We start from the raw sequence: 16,299 nt of genomic DNA, 5'->3' as shown, positions 1-16,299 counted from the left end.
AATCTTAAATTTGTGTGACCAAAGATACTTAAATACCTATTTTGAATTCTCATAAAACCTATATAAAACGTTGTTTACAACTTGCAAAAAAAGGATTAGGCACTACCTATCCTAACCCAATGGTTGGTAGTGTTATAGTATATGATAATAAGATTATTGGAGAAGGATGGCATCAAAAAGCTGGCCTTGCGCATGCAGAGGTTAATGCAATAAATGCCGTAAAAGACAAATCGCTTTTAAAAAAATCTACCATTTATGTTAGTTTAGAACCTTGCTCGCATTATGGCAAAACACCACCTTGTGCAGATTTAATTATTGCCAATAATATTCCTAATGTTGTAATTGGAACTGTAGATCCCTTTGCAAAAGTAAAAGGGCAAGGCATAAAAAAATTATTAGATGCTGGCTGTAAAATTACTGTTGGCGTTTTAGAGGATGAATGCCAGGAATTAAACAAACGCTTCTTTACGTTTCACAATTCTAAAAGACCATATATAATTTTAAAATGGGCAGAAAGTAATGATGCATTTTTAGCCCCTAAAACAAAACATAAACAACAACCAGTATGGATAACAAACTTAGTATCTAGGCAACTTGTTCATAAATGGCGCGCAGAAGAACAAGCTATACTTGTGGGAACAAAAACTGTAAAAGATGATAACCCTAGTTTAACCACTAGAGATTGGAGTGGCCCTAATCCTACTCGATTGGTTATCGATAGAAAAAATGTACTAGACAAATCACTTTCTGTATTTAATAATAAAGCTGAAACGGTAGTATTTACAGAAAACACTAGTAATTTTAACAACCTACCACAACATATCTGTGAGTACTGCCATACTAATAATTTGCAAAGTATAATTGTTGAAGGTGGCGCACAAACGCTACAGCATTTTATAAACGCGAATCTTTGGGATGAAGCCAGAGTATTTAAAGGAGATGTAATGTTTAACGAAGGAACAAAAGCACCTTTAATTACGGGAAGTATTACTCATAAAGAAACACTACAAAACGATACGCTAACAATTTATACTAATTCATGATTAAAAACCTACTCTTCGATTTTGGAGATGTCTTTATAAATTTAGACAAGCTTAAGCCCTATGATAAGTTTAAGAAATTGGGGTATGGTGAGCCTACAGCAAAAATGCTACAATTTAATAAAGACTATGAAATTGGTGCTGTTACCACTAAAGAATTCACAAGCTTTTATGTTGAAAATGCACCAACAACTATCAAGCCTCAAGACGTAAAACAAGCGTGGAATAGTATGTTGTTAGATTTTCCACAACATAGGCTAAACTTCATAAAGGAGCTAGCAAGTGTAAAAAACTTCAAATTAATATTACTTAGTAACACTAATGATCTTCACATAGATTGGATTAAAGCTAAAGTTCCACATTATTTAGATTTCAAGATGTGTTTTGATGCTTTTTATCTTTCACAGGAACTTCATCTAAGAAAGCCAGACGCTTCTTGTTTTAAGCATATTTTAAAAGAAGAAGATATTATAGCTGAAGAAACGTTATTTATTGATGATACCAAGGAAAATACAGACGCTGCAAAAGCTTTAGGTTTTAAGGTTTGGAACATAAACCCTAAGACAGAAGATGTTGTAGATTTGTTTACCATTAACAAGAATTTATTTTGATTTACCTTTTTCTTAGCATCCTGGCAAGCAGCTTACTGTATGTCATTTTCAAACTATTTGATGTTTACAAAGTAAATACCGTACAAGCTATTGTAATGAACTACATTGTTGCTGGCTCTTGTGGTTTAATTGGTTATAGTGGTAAGGTTTCAATTTCTAAAATCCCAGAATACGATTGGTTTTATGGTGCTATAGGATTAGGGGTTCTGTTTATAATTGTCTTTAATTTAATGGCAGTTACCACTCAAAAAAGTGGCCTTTCTGTAGTCTCTGTTGCCAGTAAGATGAGTGTAATTGCGCCAATAATATTTGGCATTCTGTATTATAATGAAGGCACAAGTGTTTTAAAAATACTCGGTATTTTACTAGCACTTTCTGCTGTTTACTTCTCGTCTATAAAATCTAAGGATGGTATTTCCATTAAAGCAAAAAACCTAGTATTTCCAGTGCTTGTTTTTTTAGGAAGTGGTATTATAGATACATCAATAAAATTCTTAGAAAACGAATATGTTGCACAAGATGATGTGCCTTTATTTTCAAGCGTGTTATTTTTAATGGCATTTATTACAGGCCTTTTTGTTTTAGGGTTTCAAGCCGTAAAAGGAACGCTTAAAATTACTTTTAAAAATATCATTGCAGGTGTTGCACTTGGCGTACCAAATTATTTTTCTATATATTTTCTCATACAAGCTTTAAGAGGAAATGGTTTAGAAAGCTCTACAGTATTTACAATAAATAATGTAGCCATTGTAATGTTTTCAACCATATTAGGAATAGTCATATTTAAAGAAAAACTTATCCCTAAAAATTGGCTAGGTGTTGCATTGGCAATAATAAGTATCATCTTAGTAGCTTCAACTATTTAATGCTATGGAAGAAGATATTTATAAAACCATATTAAAAGGAAATGAACCTGTTTTATTTAAGGATAGAAACAGTAAGTTTTATGGGTATGCCATCCCTGTAAAAACTGAAGAGCAAGTACAAGAAGCTATTCAAAACCTAAAGCAAGAACATCATAAAGCAAGACATTGGTGTTATGCTTATCAGTTAGGAAAAACTTATAAGCACTGGCGCGCCAATGATGATGGAGAACCCAGTAACTCTGCAGGTATGCCAATTTATGGCCAATTACAATCTTTTCAAGTTACCAATTGTTTAGTTGTTGTAGTTAGGTATTTTGGAGGTACTAAATTAGGCGTAAGCGGTTTAATAAATGCATATCGAACTGGAGCGCAAATGGCTTTAGAAGCATGCACAATAGTGACCAAAACTATTAACATAGATTATGAGGTAAGTTGTGAATATGCAGATTTAAACAAGGTTATGCGGGTTATTAAAGAACGAAACTTAAACGTTACCAATCAAGTAATGGAAATGCGTTGTGCTATAACAATTTCTGTACGAGAAAAAGAAGCAGAAACCATTCATACTGTTTTCGATGGTATTTATGGAGTAAAAATTAAAGAGCTAGAAGATTAACTCAATAATTTAAAAAGATCTTCAGGGCATCTTGTTGGTCGTCCAGTTTTCATATCAACAAATACTAAAGTTGTAAAAACTTGAGCTACCAACTGCTTATTAGAATCTTCAATTCTATAAGCAAATTCTATACGTGCACCTACCAATTTTTTTAATGAGGTGATAATGAACAATTCATCATTATACTTTGCTGGTTTCTTATAGTCTACATTGAGATTAGATAAAGGTAACATGATACCATTTTCTTCCATTTCTCTATAAGATACACCAAAGGTTTCAAGCCACTCAGTACGCGCTAATTCACAGTAAATAGGATAGTTAGAGTGATGAACAACTCCCATTTGATCTGTTTCTGCATACCTAACTTTAACTTTTGAAACGTGTTTTTTTTGAGTCAATTGGGTAATCTTTTTGATTATAATTTGTACTTTGCAAAGTAACAGAATATGAGAAAAAAATAGTTAGCAATCAACCCTTATTCAATTTTTTTATTCTCTTTTTTGTTCACATATTTGTTGCTCGAAAAAAGCAAACTGTGAACCACACAGTTTATTTTTTCTTCAAGAATAGCCTCTTAATATTTTGTTAAAAAACGATTAATCTAACTATGCAGAAAACTGCCGAAACCATCTGGGGAAATTGCTTGTCCTTCATAAAGGATAACATTACACCTCAAGCTTACAAGACATGGTTCGAGCCAATTAAGGCAGTAAAGTTGACAGACAATGCTTTGAGCATCCAAGTTCCGTCAAAATTTTTCTATGAATGGCTTGAAGAACATTACGTAAAACTTTTAAAAGTTGCACTTAATAAAGAATTAGGTGATACCGCTAAGTTGGTGTACGTTATACGTATGGAAAACACTTACGGCAATAAGCAACCGTTTACAGAAAGTATTCCTAGTTCTCAAAGAGCACAGATGCAATCCCAACAAGTTGATGTTCCTACAAAATCGAAAAGTCCAGAATTAAAAAATCCGTTTATAATTCCTGGTATTCGTAATGTAAAGATAGAGTCTCAACTTAACCCTAACTATAATTTTGAGAGCTTCCTAGAAGGAGATTCTAACAGGTTGGCACGTTCTGCCGGTATGGCTGTAGCCAACAAACCTGGTGGCACATCATTTAACCCATTACTTATTTTTGGTGGTGTTGGATTAGGAAAAACACACTTGGCACACGCCATTGGTGTTGAGATTAAAGATAAATATCCAGAAAAAACAGTACTTTATATTTCTGCTGAAAAATTTACACAGCAGTATATTGAATCTGTAAAGAAAAATAATAGAAATGATTTTATCCATTTCTATCAGATCATAGATGTATTAATTGTTGATGATATCCAATTATTATCTGGTAAAGCAGGTACGCAAGATGTATTCTTCCACATCTTTAATCACCTACACCAAAATGGTAAGCAGGTTATCTTAACAAGTGATAAAGCTCCTGTGGACATGCAAGATATTGAGCAACGCTTACTATCTCGTTTTAAATGGGGACTATCTGCAGAGTTGCAGCACCCAGATTTTGAAACTCGCATTGCTATAATTAAAAGTAAACTTTATCGTGATGGTGTAGAGATGCCAGAAGATATCGTTGAGTTTTTAGCAAACAATATTAAAACTAATATTAGAGAACTAGAAGGCGCAATTATTTCTCTTATTGCACATTCTTCTTTTAACAAGAAAGATATCACCTTAGAGCTAGCAAAAAGTATAGTTGACAATTATGTTAAGAATACCAAGCGAGAAGTTTCAATAGACTACATACAAAAAGTTGTTGGTGATTATTTCCAAATGGATGTTGAAACCTTACGATCTAAAACACGTAAACGTCATATTGTACAAGCTAGACAATTGGCCATGTTTTTTGCTAAAAAACTTACAAAAGCATCTTTAGCCAGTATTGGATCACAAATTGGAAAAAGAGATCACGCCACTGTCTTACACGCTTGCAAAACTGTTAATAACCTTGCAGCTACAGACAAGCAGTTTAGAAAATTTGTCGAAGATTTAGATAAGAAATTAGCAGTATAAGTTATTATGACTAAAATTATCATGGTATGCCTTGGTAATATTTGCCGCTCACCATTGGCAGAAGGCATTTTAAAGCATAAAACTCAAGGTAAAGATGTAACAGTTGAATCTGCAGGAACAAGCGATTACCATATAGGCAGTTTACCAGATAAACGCTCTATAGAAGTTGCTAAGAAAAACGGTTTAGACATTACAGACCAACGCGGTAGGCAATTTAAAACTTCAGACTTTGACACCTATGATTATATCTATGCCATGGATAACTCAAACTATAATAACATTATAGCACTGGCTAGAAATGAAGCTGATAAAGACAAAGTTCATCTTATTTTAAATTCAATTTTTCCTGGTGAAAATGTTGATGTTCCAGATCCTTACTATGGAGGTGACCAAGGTTTTGACCACGTTTACAATATGTTAGACGAAGCTTGCGAGGTAATTGCAAAGAAGCTTACTTAAAATTTTAGTGCATTTATAGTATATTAGTAGTAAATACATATGCTATGAAAACACACCTACCTATCACATTAGTATTTATCCTACATTCTTTCTTTTTTCTGCAAGCGCAAAATTCTGAAATCGACACACAATTATTTGCTTCAGGATTAAACCAACCTTTAGGTATAGAAAATGTTGGAGACTCACGTTTATTTATTCCAGAGAAACCCGGAACAATATCTATAGTTAATGCAAATGGTTCTGTAGAACCCACACCTTTTTTAGACATTACAAACTTAGTAACAACTAATGGTGAAAGAGGCTTACTTGGGTTAGCTTTTCATCCTAATTATACTACCAATGGTTACTTTTATGTAAACTATACCAATACGTCTGGCAATACAGTAATTTCTAGATTTAGTGTAAGTGCAGATAATCCAAATTTAGCAGATGAAAATACAGAATTACAACTACTAACCTATAACCAGCCATTTGCTAATCATAACGGAGGTGATCTTACCTTTGGTCCAGATGGTATGCTCTATATTGCTAGCGGTGATGGCGGAAGTGGCGGTGATCCTGGTGAACGAGCACAAAGTTTAAATACGCTATTAGGAAAAATTTTAAGATTAAATGTAGATATTGCTGCTCCTTATATTCCAAACAACAACCCTTTTGTAAACGATGGCGATAACCAAACATTAGGTGAAATTTGGGCTTACGGCTTAAGAAACCCTTTTAGAATTTCGTTTGATAGTGCAAACGGTGACTTTTGGATTGGTGATGTTGGGCAAAATGAAATTGAAGAGATTAATAAAGTAACACAAAATCCTGCAGCAGTGAATTATGGTTGGCGTTGTTTTGAAGGTAACTCTACTTATGATGATACTTCAGACTGTTTAAACAGTTTCTCTCCTCACACTCCACCAATAATAGATTATACACAAACAAATGGGCGTTGTTCTGTAACTGGAGGAAGAGTTTACAGAGGTCCAGATTTTTCAAATCTAACTGGTGTATACATTTTTGCAGATTTTTGTAGTGGTGAATTAGCAAGTATAGACTCATCACAAAATGTCAACTTCACAACTCCTACAAATGGTAGTTCTTTTGTAGGTTTTGGCACAAATGACACCAATATGTTATTTGTGGCAGACATTGGAGGATCAATATATAAAATTGTAGACAACATAGCCTTAGGTGTTCATTCTCAAAATGATACACCTGCTATAACTATTACTCCTAACCCAACGCAATCCTCGTTTAATATTTCTCTATTAGAAGATTATGCACAAGTTGAAATTTTCAATATAAGTGGACAACAGGTTCTTCAAAAACGCGTTAATAAAGATGAAGCGATTCAGGTTTCAAACTTAGCAGAAGGTTTGTATATTGTAAGGATTATATCGCCAACTGGTAAACATTCAGTAAAAAAACTAATCAAATATTAAAACATATTTTAATGTCCCATACCTATAAATATCCTGGTATTATTTACTTAATTCCTACGCGTTTAGGAATGGACCAACCACATCTAGAAGTTTTACCTATGTCTATTAAAAGAACAGTAGGAACTTTAGATTATTTTATTGCTGAAAATGAGAAAACTGCTCGTAGGTTCATAAAGGCTATTGCTCCAAAAAAATCTCAACCTTCATTAAAGTTTGAGCTTATAAACAAGTTTACAAATGCTGAAGACATACCTAGCTTTTTAAATCCGTGTAAAGAAGGACATAACATTGGGCTTTTAAGTGAAGCTGGTTGTCCTGGTATAGCAGATCCTGGCGCAGAGGTTGTAAAAATAGCACACCAGATAGGTGTAAAAGTTGTGCCTTTAGTAGGACCTTCTTCTATCCTACTCGCTATGATGAGTAGTGGTATGAATGGGCAAAACTTTACTTTTAACGGGTATTTACCAATAGATGATAAAGAGCGACAAAGTGCTATAAAAGCTCTGGAACGTATGAGTGCCTTAAAAGATCAAGCTCAAATTTTTATTGAAACACCTTATAGAAATAATAAAATGCTTGAAACTTTGGTGAATTCATTACATCCAAATACAAGAATTTGTGTGGCTTGTGATATTACATTAACCACAGAGATGATATTGACGAAGACAGCAGCAGAGTGGAAAAACACAAAAGTCGATCTCCATAAGAGACCGACTATTTTTATTGTTCAAAAAAATGGTATGTACTAGTTAACTTTGGCCATTTTGTCTTGCTTGACAAAAGACATATCATAACCACCAAATTTCTTCATATAATAATCTATCGTAGTTCCAAATGCATCACTAAATCCTGTTGCACCACCACTACGTAAGTATTTTTTAACGCTTCCTGGACCAGATAAATGTGCGGCAGCAAGAATTCCAGACTCTGTTATCTTAACGCCATTAATAACTTTACCAACACTACGCTTTATATCTCTTCGTAACACCCATTTATTGCGAGATGTATACGCTAAGAATGCTTTTTCTTGTAACTCAGGATTATTCATAAACTCATTGGTATCATAAACACCTACCATTTTTAACGTGTTCTTGTTAAACTGGTATTTCCCTAAATAACCAAATTGATTTATAATAGAATAGTCTCCTCTAGATTCTTTAAATGCTAAAGCTTCTTTAAAGCCTAAATAACCCTTACCTAATTCTGGATAAACGTTAAGGTTAGAAGCACCCTTAACCATATCAGAAAGGTTTGGCACTGTGTAAAAAAGGTCTAAACCTTTGGTAGAGTAATTATAATCGAATGATGCCTCTTCAGTTGAAAAACTAAACAGGATCGTTGCGCCTATAATTGGAATCGCACTTAATCTTAGTAACTTCCTTTTCTTCATAAGTTTTGTTTTCTTAAGCAAACACTAAAAACTGCGTGCTTTTGAAATCGGGTGCAAATATACGACACAACTTAACTAACTAAAAAACAATAGGTTAAGTTTTGTGTTTTTAACAGACTTTATTACAATTTTATGAGAATGAATTCCTTTTTAAGATAATTCATCTGCTAATTAATCTATTAAATTTGCAAAAAATTATGAATAATTTAAAAACGGACTAATTTTTAAGAATATTTCTTATAAAATTCGTTATTTTTAGGAATACACTATCTGTTTATCCCTTGCTTATTTATCCACCTTACATACTCCTGTTTATTGCGATTATGCTGCATTAATGTTTTTGCAAATTTATGGTATCCTATATTTTGCACATTAGCAACAAAATAAAAATAGTCGTGCTTTTCATAATTAAGCACAGCATCTATAGATGTTATATCTGGCATAGCTATAGGACCAGGTGGTAACGCTTTATTTTTATAAGTATTGTATGGAGATTCAATTTCTAGATCTTTATATAGTACTCTCTTAATAACAGTATCCCAAGAATTGTTAGATTTTTTAACTGCATAAATTACAGTAGGATCTGCATCTAATTTCCATCCGTTTTTATACCTATTAAGATAAACACCAGCAACCGTAGGCCTTTCATCTACTTTAGCAGTTTCCTTCTGTACAATTGAAGCTATTACAGTTACCTGTTGCGGTGTAAGACCAATTGCCTCTGCCTTTTTGGTGCGGGTTTCATTCCAAAAGTTTCTGTATTCTCTTAACATTCTTGCCCTAAAGTCTTCTGCTGTAGTATTCCAGAAAAATTCATATTGGTTAGGAATATACATGCCTAAAGCAGACTCTTGAGTAAAGTTATGCTCTTCTAAAAAGGCTTTGTCTTTCATTGCTTTTAATAATGAAAGACTATCTGCCTCAATTTGTGATGCTATTCTTCCTGCTAAGTTTTCAATACGCTCTTGATTGTTGAATCTTAATTTTACAGGTTTATTCTGGATTCTAAGAGTATTTACAATTTCATTATTGTTCATACCAGATGTAAGCACATATTTACCTGCCTTTACATTACTTATATAACCTTTACGTTTAGCAATAGCATCAAAGCTTTCAATATCTTTTAGAACCGGTTGTAATTGAGATCTTACATCTTTATACGTAGAACCAGTTTTTACATATACAGTGTGAGTATCTTTTGAAAAAGAAGTGTTTGCTGAAAATACAGCAGTATATATATTGTAACTAAATATTGAAAGTATTACAATACCTAGTAAAGCCGTTATAGCCAAGAGTTTTTTAATGTACATTATTTTGTATTATCTGATATAATAATTCATCCTTATAGGTTCCTGAAACAAAAGTCCAGTCTTTCTTAACACCAATTTTCTCAAATCCACAAGTTTCGAACAAATGCTGTGAGTTTATATTTTCTGTAGAAATATTAGCATAAAGTTGATGAAGGTTTAAGTGTGTAAATGCATACGAAATTAAAAGTTTTAGAGCTTCTTTACCATAGCCTTTACCTCTATCTTCTTTCTCCGCAATTAAAATTCCGATGCCTGCACGCTTATGTACTGGATCAAAATCAAACAAGTCAATAAGACCTAATAAAGCTTCATCTTTTCCACAAATTGCTAAACGCAATTGCTTTACCTCGTATATGTCGCGGTGTGCGTTTTCAAGATATTGTCTAATTAAAAATTTAGAATAAGGTGTTTGTGTGGTGCTTAGTTCCCAAAACGTTTCATTATTTTCTATATAATAAATGAAATCTAAATCTTCTGGCTCTAAAGCTCTTAAATCTATATTAGTGCCAGAGAGTGTTACCATGAGACTTCGCCTTTAAATACCTGGTCTGCAGGACCTGTTAACCATACGTTTGTATATGTGCCATTATTTTCATTAAAAGCTACATTTAAACTGCCACCTTGAACTTTTAAGTCAACTGAATTTTTGTCAGTTTTACTTGACGCATGCATTGCAATAGCAACTGCTGTAACTCCTGTACCGCAAGAAAGTGTCTCATCTTCAACACCACGCTCATATGTTCTAACTCTATATAAATTAGCTGTAATAGGCTCAACAAAATTTACGTTAGTACCTTCTTTCTTAAACCTATCGTTATATCTAATTGCTGCACCATCTACTTTAATGTTTTTATTTAAAATATCACTAGTTAAGGTAACATAATGAGGTGATCCTGTATTTAAATACAACGCATTCTCTAAAGTTTCAATATTGGAGACATCCTGCATTTTTAATGAAACTACACCATTTGAAATTGAAGCTTCATGTTGACCATCAATTGCAGAAAATAAAGTTTCCTTTTCAAAGATATTTAGGTAGTGCGCAAAGCTCACTAGACATCTGCCACCATTACCGCACATTGTGCTTTCATTTCCATCAGAATTAAAATAAACCATTTTAAAATCTTCACCTTCTATTCCAGAGTTTTCGAGAAAAATGAGACCATCTGCACCAATACCAAACCTACGATCACATAATAACTTAATCGTTTTGGTATCATTTTTGGAAAGATTATAACGTCTATTATCTATAATGACAAAATCATTTCCTGTTCCTTGATATTTGTAGAATTCTACAGTCATATTTGCTTTAAAACAGCCACAAATATACAATATTGATGCTGAAAAGAAGTTATGAATTTACGCTGTAAATTTTGCAACATTACTTTACAGGAAGAGTATATAATATGAACACTAAATTTTAAAACTTATGAAGAAAATTGCAAGTTTATTAGTCGTTTCTATTTTAGGTGGAGCCTTAACGCTTGGCGCCTATAAAGTATTTTTAGAAGAAGATCCTATGATAGTTGAGCAACACGCTCAAAACGACTTTAATGTTATTCCTACCAATTATACCAACACCTCTAACTTTGGTATGAATGCAGATTTTACTGCTGCTGCAGAAAATACAGTTAACGGTGTGGTACACGTTAAGAATCTAGCTGTTTTTAAACAGCCTAGAAACTTAAGAGAATATATGTTTGGTAACGCAACTGGAGAGCAAAGCAAAGCTATTAGAGGTGCAGGATCTGGTGTTATTATTACACCAGATGGTTATATAGTAACTAACAACCATGTTATTGCCGGTGCTAGTGAGGTAGATGTAACACTAAATAATAATGAAACCTATAAAGCAGAGGTTATTGGTATAGATACAAAAGCAGACATTGCACTTATTAAAATTGACGGAAAAAACTTAGACTATATTCCTTTTGGAGACTCAGACAACGTAAAAATTGGAGAATGGGCATTGGCAGTTGGAAATCCCTTTAATCTAACATCTACTGTTACAGCTGGTATTATTAGTGCCAAAGCAAGAGATTTAGATGTTAGAGATAGTAACTATCAATCTTTCATACAAACAGATGCGGCCATAAATCCAGGAAATTCTGGCGGTGCTCTAGTTAATGTAAATGGAGAGCTAATAGGAATTAATACTGCTATAACATCACAAACCGGAAGCTATGTAGGTTATGCTTTTGCTGTACCTTCAAACAATGCCAAGAAAATTGTAGAAGACATCTTGGAATTTGGAGACGTACAAAATGCAATTTTAGGTATTAGAGGAACAAATGTAAACTCTGCCATTGCTGGAGAACTTGGTTTAGATGTAACGCAAGGATTTTACATTGGTGGTACAGAAGCTGGTAGCGGTGCAGAAAAAGCAGGACTAAAAGAAGGAGACATTATACAAATGATTGATAATGTGAAAATAAGAAAGTTTGCAGACCTCACTGGTTACGTAAGCTCTAAACGTCCTGGAGATATCGTGGCTGTAAAATTATTAAGAAACGGAAAAGAACGTAATATTAATGTTACGCTTACAAAGTATGAAGTCTTTCAGATTAAAGATGTTGGTTTAGAGGTAAGCAACGCAAATCCACAAGACCTAAAAAAGTTTGACGCTAAAAATGGAGTAAAAATTAGTAGAGCACTAACTAATGATATGGCTTATTATAATCTAGTTGGTGGGTTGCTTGTTGAGATTGACAACACTCCTGTAAATAGTGTTTCAGATGTTGAACGAATTATAAATGAAAAATCATCAAATGAACCTATTATCATTACTTTAATAAATACTAAAGGAGAAAGAGAACGTTATAATTTCAGGTAACAATATTTTAATCGATTTATAAAAGCACATTTGTCTTATGATAAATGTGCTTTTATATTTTTTGCCAGATCGTAATTTCTGTTTTAGAATATTTTCATGACATAAGTCTTTACGAAAACGTTTGAAACCTTTACTTTTGCACAAATTTTTAAAACCAAAATTTACACCTTAATCGTTTCAATATGAGTTTCAATACCGTTTACGAAAAAGAATTAGCATTTCAAGCAGACCGAAGACGTGCCACAGTTGAGTTTATTAAAATTGTGAGTGACCTTTGGTACGACAAGTCTATAGAGCTTGTGTTATTTAGAAACCAATTGATAGATCGCAATGTAAGCGAGATATTAAATCTTCATGAATATGCTGGAGAGTTTGTACAAAAACCTATTTCTATTTTCGATTCTGTAGAAATTGCACAAGCTATTAAGGATATGGATTTACCTCCTGCAAAATTGGATATCGGTAAATTAACATTTGAATATCATTTAGAAGATAATAAGTTTACTAATGCTACAGCCTTTGTAGCAGATAAACTTGCTAACGCAAAAGCTTACAAAGAAATAGAGCCTAAAGACGTAGTACTATATGGTTTTGGTCGTATTGGTAGGTTGCTAGCTAGAGAGTTAATGACACGTACAGCAAGCGGAAGTCAAATGAGACTTCGTGCAATTGTAACACGTGGTGAGATTACTCAAAATGTTTTAGAAAAAAGAGCATCTTTATTAAAAAGTGACTCTGTTCACGGTGATTTTGCCGGAACGGTAGCTATAGATTTAGAAAAGAAAGCACTAATAATAAATGGCACAACAGTACATATTATTTCTGCTAATGCTCCAGAAGATATAGACTATACAGAATACGGTATAAACGATGCTTTAATTATAGACAATACAGGTGCATTTAGAGATAAAGAAGCACTTAGCAGACATTTAGTTCCTAAAGGCGCATCTAAGGTATTATTAACTGCACCAGGAAAAGGTATTCCTAATATTGTGCACGGTGTAAACCAGTTAGAAAACAATCCAGATGAATTAGATATTTTTTCTGCAGCATCTTGTACAACTAACGCTATTACACCTGTACTTAAAGCAATTGAAGATAGCTTTGGTGTTAAACAAGGACACCTAGAGACTATTCACGCTTATACAAACGACCAGAATTTAGTAGATAATATGCACAAGAAATACCGAAGAGGTCGTGCTGCTGCTTTAAACATGGTAATTACAGAAACTGGAGCAGGACAAGCTGTTTCTAAAGCTCTTCCTGTTTTCGAAGGTAAACTTACATCTAACGCAATTAGAGTACCTGTTCCTAATGGTTCTTTAGCAATCTTAAAGCTTGAGCTTAATACAGAAACATCTGTTGATGGTTTAAATGCAGTAATGAAGAAATATGCGCTAGAAGGAGATTTAGTTGAACAAATTAAATACTCTATCGATAATGAGCTTGTAAGTAGTGACATTGTTGGATCTTCTGCTCCATCAATTTATGATAGCAATGCAACAATCGTAGCAAAAGACGGAAAGAATGTGGTAATTTATGTATGGTATGATAATGAATACGGTTATAGCCATCAAGTTATAAGACTTGCAAAATATATCTCTAAAGTAAGACGCTTTAGCTATTACTAGACAATAGTTTACAATTATATTTTTTTCAAGCCAGAGCTTTTGCTCTGGCTTTTTAGTTAGAACGTTTAGCTAATTAAAACCAAAATGTTTTTTATCTATACGTTAACATAGGCTAACTCATATACTTACGACCTTTGCTTTAACTAAATGAATATGATAACAGAAGCAAATAAAAAGAAGAAAAGACGACACTTAAAGAAAAAACGTCTTTGGTTACCTATAACAATTATTGTTTTATTAATTGTAGCAAGACTGCTACTACCCTACTTTGTAAAAAATTATGTAAACAAAACACTAGCAAATATTCCTGGGTATTATGGACAGGTTGAAGATATAGATATTGCGCTTTGGCGTGGTGCATATGTTATACACGGTTTATACCTAAATAAGTTAGATGGTGTAACACAAGTTCCGTTTCTAAACTTTGAAAAGACCGATATCTCTATTGAATGGGATGCAATTTTAGATGGTAAAATTGTTAGTGAAATAGAAATGACAAATCCGCACATAAATTATGTCTTCGAAGATCAGCAAGCGACGAGTGAAGATGGTGATGCAGATATAGATGATTGGACCAAGGCCTTAACAGATTTGGTCCCAATTGATGTTAACAGATTGCAAGTAACAAATGGTAAATTAGCATTTGTACAATTAGCCACAGAGCCTAATATAGATTTATACTTAGATCAAGTTAACCTAAGTGCTACAAACTTGCGAAATGTAAAAGAAAAACAACGCATCTTACCTTCAGATGTTACTGCCAATGCGATATCAATAGGACAAGGAAAAGTAGATTTAAAAGGAAAAATAAATTTATTAAAGCAAATACCAGATATGGATATAACGCTTTCCTTAAAAGATGCAAATTTACCCGCAATAAACTCCATGACTTCTGGACTTGCAGGTATCGACTTTGAAAGTGGGACTTTTGATGTTTATAGTGAATTTGCAATAGCAGACAGCTATCTTAAAGGATATGTAAAACCGTTAATTAGAGATGCAAAATATATAGGTAAAGAAGATGGCTTTTTTGAAACTATCTGGGAAGGCTTTGTAAGCTTTTTCGACTTTATACTTACCAATCCTAGTACAGACAACCTAGCTACAAATGTGCCTTTTGAAGGAGATTTAAGTGCTACACAAGCAAATGTCTGGGCAACTGTATTTAATATTTTCGAAAATGCATGGTTTAATGCATTTAAAGGAGAAACAGACGGAAATATAAATTTTGAAGACACTGCAAAAGAAGCAGATAAAAATGCTGAAAAACTATCTAGAAAAGAAAGACGAGAAAAACGTAGAGCAGAACGAAAATTAAAGCGTGAAGAACGCCAAGATAATGAAGAGAATTAACAATATTCATTTAACAAAACTTTATAGTTTTAGTGCACAATACCAACAATAAGGCTAACTGCGCCACGTTGTCCTATAAACCCTAACAAAAGAAGAATAGAATGAGAATATTTATAACAGTACTACTTTTAAGCCTCGTCAGCTTTAGTTATGCTCAAGACAGCATACAAACCGACCAAAAAAATCCTATTGATGCCCAGTTTGAATCAATTATAAACGAGTCTAATAATTACCAAGATTACAAGGTTGTTAAAAAGGTAAGATTAAACGAGCTTCAAAGAAATACCGAGAACCATATTAATGGACTAAATGAAGAAATTCAAAATTTAGAGAACAATATTAATTCTCAAAAAGCATCGATAGATTCTTTAGAAGAAGATCTTACAAACACCCAAAACGAATTGGCTAAAGTAAATGAAGAAAAAGGGTCTATATCATTTTTAGGAATACCTTTAGAAAAAGGAACTTACAATGGTATTGTATGGTCTATTATAGCCTTGTTGGTTGTTGGTTTAGGTTTCTTTATTATGCAGTTTAAAAATAGTAACTCACAAACACAGGTTGCAAAACAAAATTTAAAAATTGCAGAAGATGAGCTTGAAGAATTAAGACGTAAAGCTTTGGAAAAAGAACAGAAATTAGGAAGAATGCTTCAAGACGAACGTAATAAACTAACCCGCATAAAACAGTCTTAGTTTTGGTATCTTTACCTCTCTAACACTGTA

The 16,299-nt window shown here is 33.2% G+C and carries 17 protein-coding genes; 12 read left to right on the top strand and 5 right to left on the bottom strand.

From position 1 onward, the window contains the following. Window positions 1-41 precede the first annotated feature (41 nt). Genes ribD through CL818_RS02455 form a run of 4 tightly spaced genes read left to right on the top strand, consistent with a single transcriptional unit; the run spans window position 42 to window position 3,133 of the window. Entirely contained in the window at window positions 42-1,043 is a 1,002-nt protein-coding gene (gene ribD, locus CL818_RS02470; protein WP_286971386.1) for a bifunctional diaminohydroxyphosphoribosylaminopyrimidine deaminase/5-amino-6-(5-phosphoribosylamino)uracil reductase RibD, read from the top strand. Further along, window positions 1,040-1,651, top strand: a complete 612-nt coding sequence (locus CL818_RS02465; RefSeq protein ID WP_272974010.1) for an HAD family hydrolase — start codon at window positions 1,040-1,042, stop codon at window positions 1,649-1,651. Before ribD ends, CL818_RS02465 begins: the two co-directional genes overlap by 4 nt. Then, window positions 1,648-2,517, top strand: a complete 870-nt coding sequence (locus CL818_RS02460) for a DMT family transporter (protein ID WP_272974011.1) — start codon at window positions 1,648-1,650, stop codon at window positions 2,515-2,517. Before CL818_RS02465 ends, CL818_RS02460 begins: the two co-directional genes overlap by 4 nt. Window positions 2,518-2,521: 4 nt before the next feature. Further along, on the top strand, window positions 2,522-3,133 hold the full coding sequence (locus tag CL818_RS02455; RefSeq protein WP_272974012.1) for an IMPACT family protein: 612 nt from the start codon (window positions 2,522-2,524) through the stop codon (window positions 3,131-3,133). Here the strand turns inward: CL818_RS02455 and CL818_RS02450 are convergent. Beyond that, a complete protein-coding gene (locus tag CL818_RS02450) occupies window positions 3,130-3,531 on the bottom strand; it encodes an acyl-CoA thioesterase (RefSeq protein ID WP_283642063.1) in 402 nt (133 codons plus the stop codon). The genes CL818_RS02455 and CL818_RS02450 overlap by 4 nt on opposite strands. A gap of 209 nt (window positions 3,532-3,740) precedes the next feature. On the opposite strand from CL818_RS02450, the gene dnaA reads away from it, so the two are divergent. Genes dnaA through CL818_RS02430 form a run of 4 tightly spaced genes read left to right on the top strand, consistent with a single transcriptional unit; the run spans window position 3,741 to window position 7,806 of the window. Further along, on the top strand, window positions 3,741-5,168 hold the full coding sequence (gene dnaA, locus CL818_RS02445; RefSeq protein ID WP_013188287.1) for a chromosomal replication initiator protein DnaA: 1,428 nt from the start codon (window positions 3,741-3,743) through the stop codon (window positions 5,166-5,168). 6 nt (window positions 5,169-5,174) lie between these two features. Continuing rightward, window positions 5,175-5,627, top strand: a complete 453-nt coding sequence (locus CL818_RS02440) for a low molecular weight protein-tyrosine-phosphatase (protein WP_272974014.1) — start codon at window positions 5,175-5,177, stop codon at window positions 5,625-5,627. 44 nt (window positions 5,628-5,671) lie between these two features. Then, on the top strand, window positions 5,672-7,057 hold the full coding sequence (locus CL818_RS02435; protein WP_272974015.1) for a PQQ-dependent sugar dehydrogenase: 1,386 nt from the start codon (window positions 5,672-5,674) through the stop codon (window positions 7,055-7,057). Between the two features lie 11 nt (window positions 7,058-7,068). After that, a complete protein-coding gene (locus CL818_RS02430; RefSeq protein WP_272974016.1) occupies window positions 7,069-7,806 on the top strand; it encodes an SAM-dependent methyltransferase in 738 nt (245 codons plus the stop codon). Here the strand turns inward: CL818_RS02430 and CL818_RS02425 are convergent. The 4 genes from CL818_RS02425 to dapF all read right to left on the bottom strand — a co-directional run bounded on the left by CL818_RS02425 (window position 7,803) and on the right by dapF (window position 11,059). Further along, the gene (locus tag CL818_RS02425; RefSeq protein ID WP_013188291.1) at window positions 7,803-8,447 is read right to left on the bottom strand and encodes a hypothetical protein; all 645 of its coding nucleotides are present in this window, start codon (window positions 8,445-8,447) and stop codon (window positions 7,803-7,805) included. The two genes, CL818_RS02430 and CL818_RS02425, sit on opposite strands and share 4 nt — an antisense overlap. A gap of 266 nt (window positions 8,448-8,713) precedes the next feature. Beyond that, the gene (mltG, locus tag CL818_RS02420) at window positions 8,714-9,757 is read right to left on the bottom strand and encodes an endolytic transglycosylase MltG (RefSeq protein ID WP_272974017.1); all 1,044 of its coding nucleotides are present in this window, start codon (window positions 9,755-9,757) and stop codon (window positions 8,714-8,716) included. Further along, window positions 9,747-10,280 (bottom strand): GNAT family N-acetyltransferase, encoded by a 534-nt coding sequence (locus tag CL818_RS02415; protein ID WP_272974018.1) that lies wholly within the window; start codon window positions 10,278-10,280, stop codon window positions 9,747-9,749. Before CL818_RS02415 ends, mltG begins: the two co-directional genes overlap by 11 nt. Next, complete coding sequence (gene dapF, locus CL818_RS02410; RefSeq protein WP_272974019.1) at window positions 10,274-11,059, bottom strand: diaminopimelate epimerase; 786 nt, start codon at window positions 11,057-11,059, stop codon at window positions 10,274-10,276. The genes CL818_RS02415 and dapF overlap by 7 nt, the downstream gene beginning before the upstream one ends. Before the next feature lie 127 nt (window positions 11,060-11,186). Here dapF and CL818_RS02405 point away from each other — a divergent pair, with 127 nt between their 5' ends. The 4 genes from CL818_RS02405 to CL818_RS02390 all read left to right on the top strand — a co-directional run bounded on the left by CL818_RS02405 (window position 11,187) and on the right by CL818_RS02390 (window position 16,269). Continuing rightward, window positions 11,187-12,590, top strand: coding sequence for a S1C family serine protease (locus tag CL818_RS02405; RefSeq protein WP_272974020.1), 1,404 nt, complete (start codon window positions 11,187-11,189; stop codon window positions 12,588-12,590). A gap of 182 nt (window positions 12,591-12,772) precedes the next feature. Further along, on the top strand, window positions 12,773-14,221 hold the full coding sequence (locus CL818_RS02400) for a glyceraldehyde-3-phosphate dehydrogenase (RefSeq protein ID WP_013188296.1): 1,449 nt from the start codon (window positions 12,773-12,775) through the stop codon (window positions 14,219-14,221). A gap of 147 nt (window positions 14,222-14,368) precedes the next feature. Then, window positions 14,369-15,574: a DUF748 domain-containing protein gene (locus CL818_RS02395; protein WP_272974021.1), complete on the top strand. Its 1,206-nt coding sequence runs from the start codon at window positions 14,369-14,371 to the stop codon at window positions 15,572-15,574. 101 nt (window positions 15,575-15,675) lie between these two features. Continuing rightward, entirely contained in the window at window positions 15,676-16,269 is a 594-nt protein-coding gene (locus tag CL818_RS02390) for a hypothetical protein (protein ID WP_013188298.1), read from the top strand. Window positions 16,270-16,299: the final 30 nt, after the last annotated feature.

It is taken from the genome of Croceibacter sp., from assembly GCF_002716225.1.
GTDB classification, from domain to species: Bacteria; Bacteroidota; Bacteroidia; order Flavobacteriales; family Flavobacteriaceae; genus Croceibacter; species Croceibacter atlanticus.
Note: the sequence above shows the minus strand (reverse complement) of the source record. Positions and strands in the feature narration are given on the sequence as shown.